Source organism: Chloroflexota bacterium, assembly GCA_014360805.1.
GTDB lineage: Bacteria > Chloroflexota > Anaerolineae > DTLA01 > DTLA01 > DTLA01.
This window is the reverse complement of the sequence record JACIWU010000082.1, coordinates 1-13,149: the sequence shown is the minus strand read 5'-3', so window position 1 is coordinate 13,149 and position 13,149 is coordinate 1. Positions and strand designations below refer to the sequence as shown.

Annotated in this window: 11 protein-coding genes and 1 tRNA gene; 11 read left to right on the top strand and 1 reads right to left on the bottom strand. The window is 67.7% G+C overall.

Translation table 11 applies throughout. The annotated features are described in order from the left end of the window. Nucleotides 1-384: 384 nt before the first annotated feature. The 11 genes from H5T65_11955 to H5T65_11905 all read left to right on the top strand — a co-directional run bounded on the left by H5T65_11955 (nucleotide 385) and on the right by H5T65_11905 (nucleotide 11,523). Nucleotides 385-461 (top strand) — tRNA-Pro (locus tag H5T65_11955). 90 nt (nucleotides 462-551) lie between these two features. Beyond that, entirely contained in the window at nucleotides 552-2,054 is a 1,503-nt protein-coding gene (locus tag H5T65_11950; GenBank protein MBC7259948.1) for a histidine kinase N-terminal domain-containing protein, read from the top strand. Continuing rightward, nucleotides 2,036-2,623 carry a response regulator gene (locus H5T65_11945; GenBank protein ID MBC7259947.1) on the top strand — a complete coding sequence of 196 codons (588 nt, stop codon included), beginning with the start codon at nucleotides 2,036-2,038 and terminating at the stop codon, nucleotides 2,621-2,623. Before H5T65_11950 ends, H5T65_11945 begins: the two co-directional genes overlap by 19 nt. Before the next feature lie 108 nt (nucleotides 2,624-2,731). Beyond that, entirely contained in the window at nucleotides 2,732-5,635 is a 2,904-nt protein-coding gene (locus tag H5T65_11940) for a YfhO family protein (GenBank protein ID MBC7259946.1), read from the top strand. A gap of 24 nt (nucleotides 5,636-5,659) precedes the next feature. Beyond that, on the top strand, nucleotides 5,660-6,865 hold the full coding sequence (locus tag H5T65_11935; GenBank protein MBC7259945.1) for an MFS transporter: 1,206 nt from the start codon (nucleotides 5,660-5,662) through the stop codon (nucleotides 6,863-6,865). 112 nt (nucleotides 6,866-6,977) lie between these two features. Further along, nucleotides 6,978-8,777 carry a glutamine--fructose-6-phosphate transaminase (isomerizing) gene (gene glmS, locus H5T65_11930; protein MBC7259944.1) on the top strand — a complete coding sequence of 600 codons (1,800 nt, stop codon included), beginning with the start codon at nucleotides 6,978-6,980 and terminating at the stop codon, nucleotides 8,775-8,777. Nucleotides 8,778-8,993: 216 nt separating this feature from the next. Next, nucleotides 8,994-9,398: a single-stranded DNA-binding protein gene (locus tag H5T65_11925; protein MBC7259943.1), complete on the top strand. Its 405-nt coding sequence runs from the start codon at nucleotides 8,994-8,996 to the stop codon at nucleotides 9,396-9,398. 49 nt (nucleotides 9,399-9,447) lie between these two features. Next, a complete protein-coding gene (locus tag H5T65_11920) occupies nucleotides 9,448-9,759 on the top strand; it encodes a DUF3467 domain-containing protein (protein MBC7259942.1) in 312 nt (103 codons plus the stop codon). 6 nt (nucleotides 9,760-9,765) lie between these two features. Continuing rightward, nucleotides 9,766-10,359, top strand: coding sequence for an RNA 2',3'-cyclic phosphodiesterase (thpR, locus tag H5T65_11915; GenBank protein MBC7259941.1), 594 nt, complete (start codon nucleotides 9,766-9,768; stop codon nucleotides 10,357-10,359). Next, nucleotides 10,356-10,826: a TIGR00725 family protein gene (locus H5T65_11910; GenBank protein MBC7259940.1), complete on the top strand. Its 471-nt coding sequence runs from the start codon at nucleotides 10,356-10,358 to the stop codon at nucleotides 10,824-10,826. The genes thpR and H5T65_11910 overlap by 4 nt, the downstream gene beginning before the upstream one ends. A gap of 7 nt (nucleotides 10,827-10,833) precedes the next feature. Continuing rightward, nucleotides 10,834-11,523 carry a phosphoribosyltransferase gene (locus H5T65_11905; protein MBC7259939.1) on the top strand — a complete coding sequence of 230 codons (690 nt, stop codon included), beginning with the start codon at nucleotides 10,834-10,836 and terminating at the stop codon, nucleotides 11,521-11,523. Here H5T65_11905 and H5T65_11900 read toward each other — a convergent pair. Then, entirely contained in the window at nucleotides 11,454-12,884 is a 1,431-nt protein-coding gene (locus tag H5T65_11900) for a hypothetical protein (GenBank protein ID MBC7259938.1), read from the bottom strand. The two genes, H5T65_11905 and H5T65_11900, sit on opposite strands and share 70 nt — an antisense overlap. Nucleotides 12,885-13,149 lie beyond the last annotated feature (265 nt).

Genomic DNA, 13,149 nt, shown 5'->3' with positions numbered 1-13,149 from the left:
CTCCGCCGCTGGGCGGGTAACCGGTCGGGAAGGGGAGGGCTGGGGTGGGGATGGGTGAGGTGGCCCCGCCGCGCGTCGGGTACGCGGAGGGCCGGGGTGGGGATGGGTGAGGTTGGACATACGCGCCGCGCACGGGTACCGCAGCCCCGTAGGGTGGCTTTCCATAGCCGCCCGAGACAGCGGCAGGTACGGAAACCTGCCCTACGGTCGCTCTCCCGACCCCAAAGGTCGGCGAGACCCTTGGGGTCTATTTCCCATTCGCGTGGATTCGCGGTTCCACCGGTCGCCAGAAGCTCACCCTCGCCCCGGAATGGCAATGCACCTGGGCACAATCGGAACTTGCACAAATCCGGCCTATGGGGTATAATGCGCCTGTAACCGAGTCGGGGCGTAGCGCAGTCCGGGAGCGCACTTGTATGGGGTACAAGTGGTCGGTGGTTCAAATCCACTCGCCCCGACCAGCAAAGTTGCTGTGGGTGGCCGATGCGCTTCATGCCGTCGGCCACCTATACTATCGGCGGGTCGTCCCCACCTGCGCACGGGCACGCAGCATGAGCGAATCCGACAATTACGGCAAACCGCTCTCGGAAGAAGATCGGCGCTTCCTGGCCAAGATTCAGGCGGACATGCCCATCACCTGCGACGTGAGTCGGGCGGATTTTCTCCTGTACCGCCTGCTGGACTCGGAGCGCGCGGTTGTGGCCGTCCACACGCGCCCTCGCTCCATCGCCCACACGCGCCTGTCGGCAGCCGACGGGACCATCGTCTCGCCCAGGGACGAGCCGCTGGTATTCCGCGCGCTGAAGCAAGGGAAGCGCGGCACGGGCACGGGGATGATCCGCTCCACGGGCGCGCCCATCGTGCAGCAGGTCTATCCGGTCATCGGGCCGAGCGGGGCCGTCATCGCCGCGCTGAGCATTGAGTCCAACCTGCTGGAACACGAGCGCCATCGCCGTCGCCGCCCTGCCTTCCAGCGCGCCCTGCGTCAGATGCAGCACATGCTCCTGCGCGGGCAGTTGGTAGGCGCTGATTCGCTGCAAGCCTTCGGCGAGCACGACGGCATCCTGGTTGCCGACCGCAACACCGAAATCCTGTACGTCAGCGGGATCGCCACGAACCTGTATCGCCGCCTGGGATATGGCGGCAACCTGGTGGGGCGGCACCTGACTTTCTTGAACACGGGCGACGCCGAACTGGCCCGCATCGCCCTGTCGGAGATGCGCTGCGTGGAGGCGGAACGGCAGGAGGGCTACCGCCACTGGGTGCGCAAGGTGATTCCCCTTCTGCCGATGCCAGGCCCGCTGGAGCGATTTCTCGGCATCCGCCCGAAGGAGCCGCCTAAACCCGACAGCGTGATGATCCTGATCCACGACGCGACCGCCGCGCGCCGCCGCGAACAAGCCATGCGCGTCCGCACGGCGATGATCCAGGAGGTGCACCACAGGGTCAAGAACAATCTCCAGGCCATCGCATCCCTGTTGCGCATCCAGGCACGACGGGCCAGCAGCGAGGAGACCCGCGCCGCCCTGAACGACAGCGTCAACCGCATCCTCAGCGTGGCCGTGGTACACGAGTTCCTGTCGCAGCACGAATCGCGGGTCATCAACATCCGCGACGTGAGCCAGCGCATCATCGCCCAGGTGCAGCAGAACACCGTCCCGCCCGACAAGCGCATCCATTTCGGATTCAAGGGCCGCAGCGTGTATTTGCCCAGCCAGCAGGCCACCGCGTGCGCGCTGGTCATCAACGAACTGCTGAACAATGCGCTGGAGCACGGATTCGCGCACAGGGCCGAAGGCTCCATCAGCGTGGAACTGGAGGATTCCGGCGACCGCGTCGGGATTCGGGTGGTGGACGACGGCGAGGGGCTGCCGGATGGGTTTGACGTGGCCGAGGAGACCAGTCTGGGCCTGACCATCGTGCGTACCCTGGTGCAGAGCGACCTGAAGGGTTCTTTGAGCCTGGCGCGGCGACCCGAAGGCGGGACTGTCGCTATGGTGGTCTTTCCGAAAAACACTCTTGGAGGGGATGAAACGTGGATAGAACAAGAATAGTCATCGCAGACGATGAATCCCTGATCCGCATAGACCTGCGCGAGATGCTGAGCCAGTTGGGCTATCTCGTCGTGGGCGAGGCGGGGGATGGCCAGAGCGCCGTGAATATCGCCCGCGAACTCAAACCCGACATCGTGATCATGGACATCAAGATGCCCGACCTGGACGGCATTGAGGCGGCGCGGATTTTGACCCAGGAGAAGATCGCCCCTGTGCTCCTGCTCACCGCCTACAGCGACCGCGAACTGATTGATCGGGCGCGGGAAGCCAGCGTCGCGGGCTACCTGGTCAAGCCTTTCCGCGAGTCGGATTTGGCGCCTGCCATTGAGATTGCGCTGGCCCGTTTCGCCGAGTTCCGCGAACTGGAGAAGGAAGTGGGTGATCTCCAAGAGACGCTGGAGACCCGCAAACTGGTGGACAGGGCCAAAGGCATCCTCATGGACACGCAGGGCCTGTCCGAGGCCGAGGCCTTCCGCCGCATCCAGAAGATGAGCATGAACACCCGCAAGCCGATGAAAGAGGTCGCCGAGGCGATCATCTTGGCCCACGAGGCCACCAAGAAACCCTAGCGCAAGGCGCGGGCGCAGCGAAGCGCCCGCCATCCCGCCCCGCTCCTCCCGCCGGTGCCGCGCGGGATTCCAAACCGCGAAAGCGAGCCGCAACGTATGCGCAGAGCGATGTCCAGGGCAAAGCAATGGTTGGTCGCGTGGCCCTTGTGGGCCTTGCCCGCGCTGACGGTTGCTTTCCTGTGGAGAATCGTCCTGACCGGCAGGATCCTCGCGGGGGTGGATGTCTTCACGTACTTCTATCCGTATCGGGCCTTTCTGTCGCAGGCGCTCCGACAGGGGCGCATCCCTCTGTGGAATCCGTACCTGTTCTTGGGGGCGCCGTTCTTCGCCGATTCGCAGGCGGGGGCGCTGTACCCGCTGAACCTCGCGCTGGCGTGGCTGCCCGTCCCCTACCAGGTCAGCGCCGCCATCGCCATCCACATCCTGCTGGCGGGCGTATTCGCGTACCTGTTCGCGCGGCGCTCCCTGCGTCTAAGCCGCGCTGGCGCGTTGGCTGCGTCTGCCATCTTCGCGCTGGGCGGCTTTCTCCTGGCTCAAGCCGAACACGTCAACCAGTTGAGCGTATCGGTCTATCTGCCGCTCATGCTGTACCTGTGGGATCGCGCCCGCGCGCGCGGCGAGGCGGCGCTATCCGACGCTGTGGCTCGCCGGAGATTCCTGCGGGTGGTCAAGGCCGCCTTCTGGCCCGCGTCGGCGCTGGCAGGCGTCATCGCGCTGGGCGTGCTGGCCGGCCATGCCCAGTCGCTGTATATCTGCCTGGTCGCGCTGGCGGTGTACGCGCTGTGGCCCGCCCTGGCGCTCCTCGCCGCGCCGAAGGCCGCAAAGGGGCGGACGCGCGCCATTGTGGCCCGCGTGGGCCTGCCCCTGGTCGGGCTGGCGCTGCTTGGGGCGTTCGGGCTGCTCATCGCGGCGGTGCAGGTGCTCCCCACGCTGGAACTCTCGCGGCTGTCGCTGCGCGGCGGCGGCATGACCTACCGCGAGGCGGTCTCATTCTCGCTGAGGCCGCGCCTGCTGCTGACGGCGCTTCTCCCCCAGTACCGCGCGGGCGTGTTCTCCGAATACATCGCGTATGTGGGCGTTTTCGGCATGGCGCTGGCGATGGTGGGCTTCTGGCGCTCGGCCGACCGCGCCAGGGCGCGCGCCTTCGGGCTGATGGCGGGAGTGGGGCTTTTCCTGGCCCTAGGCGGGTTCAATCCGTTCTACTACGTGCTGTATCGTTTCGTGCCTGGGTTTGACCTGTTTCGCGTGCCTGCGCGCTGGATGATGCTGTACCACACGGGCGCGGCCATGCTGGCGGGCATGGGCGTCCAGGCCCTCTTGCGCCCCGACGATGCGGCCCGCGAAGGGGCGCGCTGGAAGCCCGTCGTCTGGACGGCCGTCGCGCTCGCGGGGGCCTTGAGCGTCGGCGCGCTATGGATGGAGCGACCGACGGCGCGCGCGGCCCTCGCATGGGCGATCTGCGCCGGCATGGCCGCTGCGCTCATCGCGTTGGCGGCGCGGCCCCGGTTCCGGCGCGCGGCCACGGCCATCCTCATCCTGGCGGTGGTGGGCGAACTCTTCGCGGCCAGCCGCTGGCTCGCCATCAGCCGCCCCACCGCGCCGCAAGCCTACACGTCCATGCGGCCGTCGGTCGCGCACCTGCTGGCCGACCCGGACCGCGGGCGCATGTTGAGCCTGTCAGACCTCATCTTTGACCCGGGCGACCTGGCCGAAATCCGCGCTATCTACGGCCCCTACCTGGCCGGCGATACGCCGTACATGGACGTGCTGAACCAGGGCATCTACGACTACGTTGTGGCCACGAAGCAGAAGGAGATTCTGGCCCCCAACCTTCCGATGGTCTATGGCATCGCCTCGGTGGACGGGTACGGCGGCGGCATCCTGCCCCTGCGCGGGTACTACGACCTGGAGCGGCTGTTCTTGCCCCCTGACCGTCTGTCGCGCGACGGCAGGCTCCGCGAGGGCCTGACCGAAATCCCTGACGGGCGGCTGCTGGGGGCGTTCGGCGTCAAGTACGTCATCGCCGACAAGGCCTACGACCTGTGGCGCGACGGTGTATACTACGACCTGTCCCATCGCGCCGTGCTGGGGCCGGGCCGGCGCGTGGAGGCAAACCTGGGCCTGGGCGCGGACTTCCCCGCCGACGCGCTGGGCATCGTCTCCTACCTGGACGGCATGGCCAACGTGCCGGATGGGACGCCGGTCGGCGAAATCGTCCTGGAATTTGCCGACGGCGGGCAGGAACGCCATGGGCTCGTCGCCGGGCACGACACGGCCGAGGGGCGCTACGGCCCCCAAGTGGCCCACGCCCGAGCCCGCAACGTTGCGGGCCTGCGGGATGACCCCAACACCACCTGCTACCTGACCGTGTTGAGCCTGGACGGGATGCGCCGCGTTCGGCGCGTGGAAATCGCCCAGGTCGCCCGCGAAGGTTCGCTCGTCATCCGGGGCGCGTCGCTCGTCAACCGCCCCACGGGGACGCATTGGCCGCTGGTGGTCTCCACGGCGGGATGGTTTGAACTGGTGCACTCGGGCGACGTGAAAATCTACCGCAACTTGGACGCCCTGCCGCGTCTGTACGTGGCCTTCCGCGCCGCGCCTGTCGCCACCAGCCAGGAGGCTATTGAGCGCCTTCTGATGGGCGAAATTGACCCGCGCACGACCGTGACGGTGGAGGGCGGGCAGGCGCTGGACTGCGAGGGCACGGCGGATGTGGAAGTGCTGGCCGACGAAGCCGAGCGCGTAGTGGCCCGCGTGCGGCTGGACGCGCCCGGCTACCTGGTGCTGAGCGACACCGACTACCCGGGCTGGCGCGCCACGGTGGACGGAACCCCCACGCCCATCCTGCGCGCCAACGGTCTGGTGCGCGCCGTGCTTCTGCCCGCGGGCGAGCACGTGGTGGAGTTCGTCTTCTCGCCCCGTTCGCTTGCGGCGGGAGCGGCCTGCTCGGCGGCGGCGCTGGCGCTGTGGGTTGGCGTGGCCGTAGCGCTGGCCGCCTGTCGCCACAACTGACGCGCCCCTCGCCGGAGATGCCGCATGACGCAATCCAAGCCGCGCCCCGCGCATAGCCCGCTTCGGCTGGTGGTGTCCGCCGGCCTGACCATCGGCCTGGTCATCATGGGCGATTCGCTGCTGTACAACCTCTTGCCCCTGGAAGCGGCGCGGCTGGGCATCTCGCTCCCCCTCGTTGGCGTCCTTCTGAGCGCGAACCGCATCGTGCGCCTGGTGTCCAACGCCTGGATGAGCGCCGTCTTTGAGCGTTTCGGACCGCGACTCCCGTTCATCGGCGCGGCGGCGCTGGGTCTGGCGACGACGCTCGTCTATGGCGCGGGGTGGGGAGCGGCGGCCTTCCTTGCGGCGCGGCTGGGCTGGGGCGTCGCCTGGTCTGCCCTGCGCCAGGGCGGGTATCAGGCCGTGTGGACCGATACCTGCGATGTCAAAGGCCGGTACATGGGCCTCGTTTGGGGCATCGTCCGCATGGGCAGCGCCATCAGCGTGGTGGCAGGCGGATTCCTGCGCGACCGCTTTGGCTACAGCGTGGCGGTGTGGGCGGTGGCCTGCGCCGGCGTGCTGGGCATACCGGTGGCCCTATCCATGCGCTGGCCGGCTTCGCAACGGGCAACGCGCGCTCCCAACGGCGCGCTAACCTCCGGCTGGAGCGAGGCCTTCCGCGACCGCCGACGCCGCCTCATCCTCGCCGCCGGCCTGGCCGACAGCCTGTTTGAGGGCATCATCGTGTCCACGGCATCGTTGTTCTTGGCGGGTGTTCTCGGAAGCGTAAACGGCGCGCTGGACGTGGGAATCGGACTCGGAACGCTGGGCGGGATGCTCCTGGCGGTGCGGTGGACGTCGGACCTGATCTTCGGCCCCGCGTTCGGCGCGCTCTCGGACCGACTGGGACAGCCGCGCACCGCCGTGCTCCTGTCGTGCGCCCTTCTCGCTGCGACGAGCGGAGCAGCGGCGGCGCGCGGACTCGCGGCTGCCCTTTGCCTGGCGCTGATGTTCATCATCGGCGCGGGCCTGAACATCGTGCTGGGGACGCTGGCCAACGGGCTGGCGCTGCGCGCCGAACGCCCCCATCTGTTCGTGGGCGTGTACACCACCGCCGCCGATGCGGGATTGGCCCTCGGCCCCATCGCGGCCTATGCGGTGGGCGGGACGAGCCGACTTCCCGCGCTCTACGTGGCCATCGTGTTGCTGATTACCCTCGCGGTTATCGCCTATCGGCGCGCGGGACGGTGAGTGCCATGCACCCCGCGCTTGCCACCAATGGGCTACTGGGATACAATTCGCGCGCCGTGGCCGTCGGAAGGCGCAGCGGCGTACAATCCTGACAAAGGAGCAGGACCGGCATATGTGCGGAATCTTCGGCATCATCGCGGACCGGGAACAGGTTCTGGGCGCGACCCTGGTGGAAGCCGCGCGGCGGCTGGCCTATCGCGGGTACGATTCGGTCGGGTGCGCGACCGTCTTGCCCGACGGGAGCATAGACTTGCGCAAGGACGTGGGAAGGCTGGAGGATGTCAGCCCGCGCTTGGGGCTGCCGTCCATGCGGGGTGTGCGGGGCATCGCCCAACTGCGCTGGGCCACCTTCGGCGCGCCATCCTACGCCAACGCCCAGCCCCACCTGGATTCGGATGGCGACATGGTCGGCGCGCACAATGGCAACGTGGTCAACAACGTCCAGTTGCGCGAGATGTTCATCCGCGAGGGCCTTGTGGTGCGCGGCACCAACGACGGCGAGACGTGCATCCACGCCGTGGAGCGGCACTTTGACCGCAACGGCCACCGCATGTTGGAAGCCATCTGCGCCGCTTACCGAGACCTGGAAGGCGACTACGCCTTTGTCATCACCCACCGCGACGATCACCGCCTGTTCGCCATCAAGAAGGGTTCCGGCCTGGTGGCGGGCATCGGCGAGGGGTTCACGTGCGTCTCGTCGGATTTGCCCAGCATCCTGCCGCTCACGCGCCGCATCGTGCGCATCTACGACGGCGAAATCGTCGTCCTGTCGCCGCACGGCGTGGAACTGTACAGCGCCGAGGATGGCGCGCCCATCCAGCGGCAGTCGGAGTGGTACGACGGGCCGGTGGAGGTGGCGGAGAAAGAAGGGTACGCGCACTTCATGCTGAAGGAGATTCACCAGCAGCCCACCGTGGCCCGCGAGTTGCTCCACCTGCTGGACAGGTCGCCGCATGTGGTTCGGTTCCTGGATGCGCTGCGCACGTCGGGGGGCCGCCCTGTGTACTTCGTAGGGTGCGGCACCAGTTATCACGCCTGCCTGCTGGGGGCTTACTACTGGGGGCAGATCGCCGGGCGCGTCGCCGTGCCGCTGCTGGGGCCGCAATTCATTGAGCAATGCGGCTCATCGGTGGGGCCGGACGATGTGGCCGTCTTCGTCAGCCAGAGCGGCGAGACGAAAGATATCCTCAACGCCGTCAAGGTCATGCGCCAGCGAGGCGGCAAAGTGCTGGGCGTTCTCAATGTGCTGGGTTCGTCGCTCATGCACCACAGCGACGTATACCTGCCCCTGGCGTGCGGCTACGAAATCAGCGTGCCGGCCACCAAGACGTTCGTGAATCAGGCCGTGTTGTTCCTGTATCTCGCGTATCGCATGGCGGGGCGCGACGTGGAGCCGCTTCGCGCCCTGCCCGACCTGCTGGCCCACACGCTGGAGGAGAGCGAGCCGTATGCCCGCCAGGTGGCCGCCTATCTCCTGCACTGGAGCGCGCTGAACTACCTGGGCTACGGCATCACGCACCCCATCGCACTGGAGGCGGCGCTCAAACTCAAGGAGATCACCTACACCCACTGCGAAGGGATGTTCTCCAGCGAATTCAAGCACGGGCCGCTGTCGGCGGTGCACGATGGGTATCCGGTGCTGTTCATCACGGCGCCGGGCGACGAGGCCATGATGATCAACCACGTCAACGAGGTTACCACGCGCGGAGGGCGGGCCATCGCCATCGCGGCCGAACACGCGGCCCTGCGCGCCAACGTGCACGACTACGTGCCGGTGCCCGCGTCGCCCCGCGACCTGGCGCCGATTGCGCTGACGATTCCGGCGCAGTTGATCGCCTATCACCTGAGCGTGGCGCGCGGCATTGACCCCGACTTCCCGCGCAACTTGAGCAAGACGCTGACGGTGGACTGATCCCGCGTGGTCGTCATCCGGCGCGACGCTTCGCCGCGCCCAGTGGGGATGGGTGAGGTCAAGCCCCCACGACCGTGAAGCACCCAAAGGTCTGTGCGTTGCCCCGCAACCGAAATGCAACCAGCCCCGCAGTCGCCTTGACACGCCCCACCGACTTGCGCTATCATGATGTGCAGATAGCGGCTTTTGAGATTGGCGGAGCAAAGGAGAGCGATTATGTACCAGAACACCATTGTCATCGGCCATCTGGGAGACGACCCCAAGATGCGGTACACGCCCACGGGCCAGGCGGTTACGGACTTTCGCATCGCCACCAACCGCAGGTGGAAGAACGCGAACGGAGAACCCCAGGAGAAAACGACCTGGTTCCGGGTCTCGGCGTGGGGGAAACTCGCCGAACTGTGCAACCAGTACCTGGCGAAGGGCCGGCTTGTGCTGGTGGAAGGCGAAATTGATGCCTCCGCCTGGGTCGGCCAGGACGGGCAGCCCCGCGCCTCGCTGGAACTGCGCGCCCGCAACGTGCGCTTTCTCGGCGGGCGGGGCGCGCAGCCGGAGGACGTCGGCCTGGTGGACCGCGAGGATTTGGGGCCTGACATCAGCGATACGAACGTGCCCTTCTAGGCGGCCCAGGCTCGGCCCAATTGCAAGTACCCTCTGAAGGAGGCTCGGAATGAGCAACCCGCAAGACGGAGGCCGTCCCGTCTCCGTGAATGTGGAACTGCCTGCGGACCTGGAAGCCGTGTACGCGAACTTCGTGATGATCACCCATTCGCCGTCGGAGGTGGTCCTGGACTTCGCGCGCATCTTGCCCAACATCCCGAAGGCGAAGGTGTATGCGCGTGTGCTGATGACGCCCATGAACGCGAAACTCCTGTTGCGCGCTCTGGGCGACAACCTCCAGAAGTTTGAGGAGCAGTTCGGCGAAATCAAGACGCCCACCGAAGGCTTCGGGCCGGAACGCCCCATTGGGTTCAAGAAGTAGCGGGATATGGCAGCGATTCGGTCGTTTGTCGCGGTAGAACTGGGCGAAGAGGTCAAGCAGCGCCTGGCCGAAATCCAGCGGCAACTGAAGGCGACGGCGCCAAGCGGCAGCGTGCGATGGGTGCGGCCCGATTCCATCCACCTGACGCTAAAGTTCCTGGGCGACGTGCCAGAGGAGCGCATCGGCGCGGTTGTCTCGGCATTGGAGCGGACGTGCGGGCTCGTGGCTCCACTGGCGTTTGCGGTGGCGGGCGCGGGTTGCTTCCCCGACGCGCGCCGGCCCAACGTGATGTGGATTGGCGTGGAAGACGCCAGCGGTCAACTTCGGGCGCTCCAGCAAGCCGTGGAGCAGGCGCTCAACCCGCTGGGCTACCCGCCGGAGGGTCGCCCCTTCAAGCCTCACCTGACCCTGGGCCGCGCCAATCGCAGCGCCCCTGTCGCCGATTTGCGCAAGGTGGGCGAACTGGTGAGCCGCTTGGAGGTCGGGCGCTTGGGCCAGGTGGAGGTCGCCGAGATTGTCCTGATGCGGAGCGATCTGTCGCCGGCGGGGGCGCGCTATACCCCGCTGGCGCACATTCCATTGCGTGGAGCAGGAGCATGATCATTGCCGTAGTCGGGAGCGGAACCGCCTCGGACGAACTGTGCGCGCTGGCCGAAGAAGTGGGCCGCGAGGTGGCCCGACAAGGAGCCGTGCTCATTACCGGCGGGCTGGGGGGCGTCATGGCGGCGGCTTCGCGCGGGGCCCACGAGGAAGGGGGCATCACCGTGGGAATCCTGCCGGGCACCGACCCGAAAGAAGCCAACCCCTGGGTGGAGATTCCCATCGCCACGGGCATGGGGCAGGCCCGCAACGTGATCATCGTAACGGCGGCCCATGCCGTGGTGGCCGTCGGCGGAGAATACGGCACGCTTTCGGAGATCGCCCACGCCCTCAAGATCGGCAAGCCGGTGATTGGGCTGCGCACCTGGACGCTGGCCAAGGAGTTCGCGGAGCAGGACGAAAACATCATCGCCGCCTTCTCGCCGATAGAGGCGGTGAACCTGGCGGTGGCGCTCGCCAAGGAGTGAGGGCAAGGTGTTGTACCGAGACCGCCGCCACGCCGGGCAGGAGGTGGCCGCATGGCTGCGCGACCTCGCGGGGCGCTCGGACCTGCTCGTGCTGGGCGTGCCCCGTGGCGGCGTAGTCGTCGCGCATCCGATCGCGCTGGCGCTGGATGCCCCGCTGGATGTCTATTTGGCCCACAAACTGGGCGCGCCCGGAAACCCCGAGCTGGCTATCGGGGCCGTCAGCGCGGATGGGCAAGTCCTCGTGGACGAGGGGCTGGCCCGGGCGGTCGGCGCTGACGATGAGTACCTGGAGGCCGAAATCGCACGCCAGACGCGCGAAATCGCACGGCGACTGGCCCGCTATCGCGGAACCGCTCCCCCACAGGCCATCAAGGACAAGACGGTCATCCTGGTGGACGACGGCGCGGCGACAGGCGCGACCCTGCTTGCGGCGGCCAAGGCGCTTCGGTTGGCCGGGCCGCGGATGCTCGTCGTGGCTGTGCCTGTCGCCTCGGAGGAGGCTGCGGAGAAACTGAGTGCCGTGGCCGATCGCTTCGTGTGTCCGCTGGTGCCCGAATTCTTCTGGGCCGTTGGCGCGTTCTACCAGGATTTTGACCAGACCACGGACGAAGAGGTCATCCGTCTGCTTCACGATCCGGCGCTGGGCAAGTCCCGTGCCGCAGGCCGCGAGGAGCGCAGCGCCCCGAACAGCGCGTAGGCCGCGCTCGCCAACGCCCACGGGACGGCGAATCCCCACACCAGTGCCACGCCCACGCCCACGGCCTGCGCGTACAATTGCCCTTCCCATCCGGCCGCCGCGCCCGCCTGCGCCAGCAGCCCCGCCACGCCCCATCCGCCGATGCCGTTCCACCCTGCGCCATACGCGCCGTCGGCCAGAACCGCGGGAACCCACGCGCCAAGGAACCCCGGAACCCCCAGGGTAGCCACGAGCGCCGCTTCGTCGGCCAGGTTGAGTCGCCGATCTACCAGGTACACGACGGCGGGCAGGAGCAAGCCCGCCAGCGCCCCGACGGCCCAGCCCGCCCACACCGGCACGAACGGCGCGCCCGCCAGAGTTGCCACCGCCCCGCCGACTGCACCGCGCCCCATCATGAACACGTCGGCGCGGCGGGCGACGAACCACGTGTACAGGCCCGCCGTGAGCATCCCCGCCAGGCTGCCCGACACGACGACCACGAGCGCGCGGGGTATCGCGTCGCCTGCGGCTTGCGCCTGGGGCGCGGCCCCCATCCAGCCGGCCAGGCCCGCCAACATCAGGAACACGCCGACGATGGCGACGGCCGGCAGCGGCAAGATGGGCAATTCGTTGGCGGCCACCGGAGATTCCTTCGGAGACTCCTTCGTGGCCTTGCGCCGAAGCGTGAGGATGGCCAGCCCCAGCGCCCCCGCAAGCAGAAACGGCCCGCTGGCCCCGCCGTAGTCCACGAACCCGTGCCCCAAAAGGCGTGTGTGCCCCAGATTGGCCAGCCAGCCCCCTCCCCAGACCCAGTTCCCGAATAGCGGGTAGAGCACGCCTCCCGTCAGGAGAGCCAGCGCGTAGGCCAGGCCGGCCTGTTTGTGCGAGGCCAGGGCGAGCGCGGGCAACATGCACACCACCAGCACCCAGGGCAAATGCGACAGGAACAGGGTCAGGCCCTCGGGCGTGGACGCGCCCGCGGTGAGGAAGAAGCCCCGCAGGCCGGCCATCCCCCACCCAGGCCCCCACTGAACATCCAAAAGCGACCATTCCCACGCCAGGTCTCGGAACGCCGAAGCGCCCTGCGTGAGGCCGATGCCGCCGAACTGCAAGGCGAACCCCGCCGCCCAGTAGGCCAGCATCCCCAGGCCGCCCGAAAGCATGGCGACGACGCCGGCCCGCGGCACCCGCTCGGGCGGCAGACCTGCCATCGCCACGAACAGCAGGCCCACCGGCACCAGGAACGCCAGCAGCGCGGGGAGCAACTTCCACTCCCACGTCCCGACATCCCCGCCCGTCTGTCCGGCCGCCGCGACGGGAGTCGCAGCAGCCCACCCAATCCCCACGATGAGGAGTGCCATCAGCGCAAGACGTTTCTGCATCTACCTGCCCTCGCACAATGGTTTGCGCCCACAACCGTTTCGCAGAGTTGCATCCACGACTAACGCGAACCTACGCGAATGTGGCCATGAGATTGCTTCGGACACCGCGCGCCGTCGTAATGACAGTGCCCCCTCTGTCCCCCTCTCCGCGGGCGGTTCAGGGGCGGACAGGGGTGAGGTGCGTGTCGGAAAACTCAGGCGGTTCGTGGGCATGGGCACCTTCTGAATATGAACGCGTGCAAATGGTGTGCTTGAATCTGCGCCT

Coding starts and splice junctions, on each gene's coding strand:
- H5T65_11950 (MBC7259948.1), top strand. CDS start 552: ATGAGCGAATCCGACAATTACGGCAAACCGCTCTCGGAAGAAGATCGG.
- H5T65_11940 (MBC7259946.1), top strand. CDS start 2,732: ATGTCCAGGGCAAAGCAATGGTTGGTCGCGTGGCCCTTGTGGGCCTTG.
- H5T65_11935 (MBC7259945.1), top strand. CDS start 5,660: ATGACGCAATCCAAGCCGCGCCCCGCGCATAGCCCGCTTCGGCTGGTG.
- glmS (MBC7259944.1), top strand. CDS start 6,978: ATGTGCGGAATCTTCGGCATCATCGCGGACCGGGAACAGGTTCTGGGC.
- H5T65_11925 (MBC7259943.1), top strand. CDS start 8,994: ATGTACCAGAACACCATTGTCATCGGCCATCTGGGAGACGACCCCAAG.
- H5T65_11920 (MBC7259942.1), top strand. CDS start 9,448: ATGAGCAACCCGCAAGACGGAGGCCGTCCCGTCTCCGTGAATGTGGAA.
- thpR (MBC7259941.1), top strand. CDS start 9,766: ATGGCAGCGATTCGGTCGTTTGTCGCGGTAGAACTGGGCGAAGAGGTC.
- H5T65_11910 (MBC7259940.1), top strand. CDS start 10,356: ATGATCATTGCCGTAGTCGGGAGCGGAACCGCCTCGGACGAACTGTGC.
- H5T65_11900 (MBC7259938.1), bottom strand. CDS start 12,884: ATGCAGAAACGTCTTGCGCTGATGGCACTCCTCATCGTGGGGATTGGG.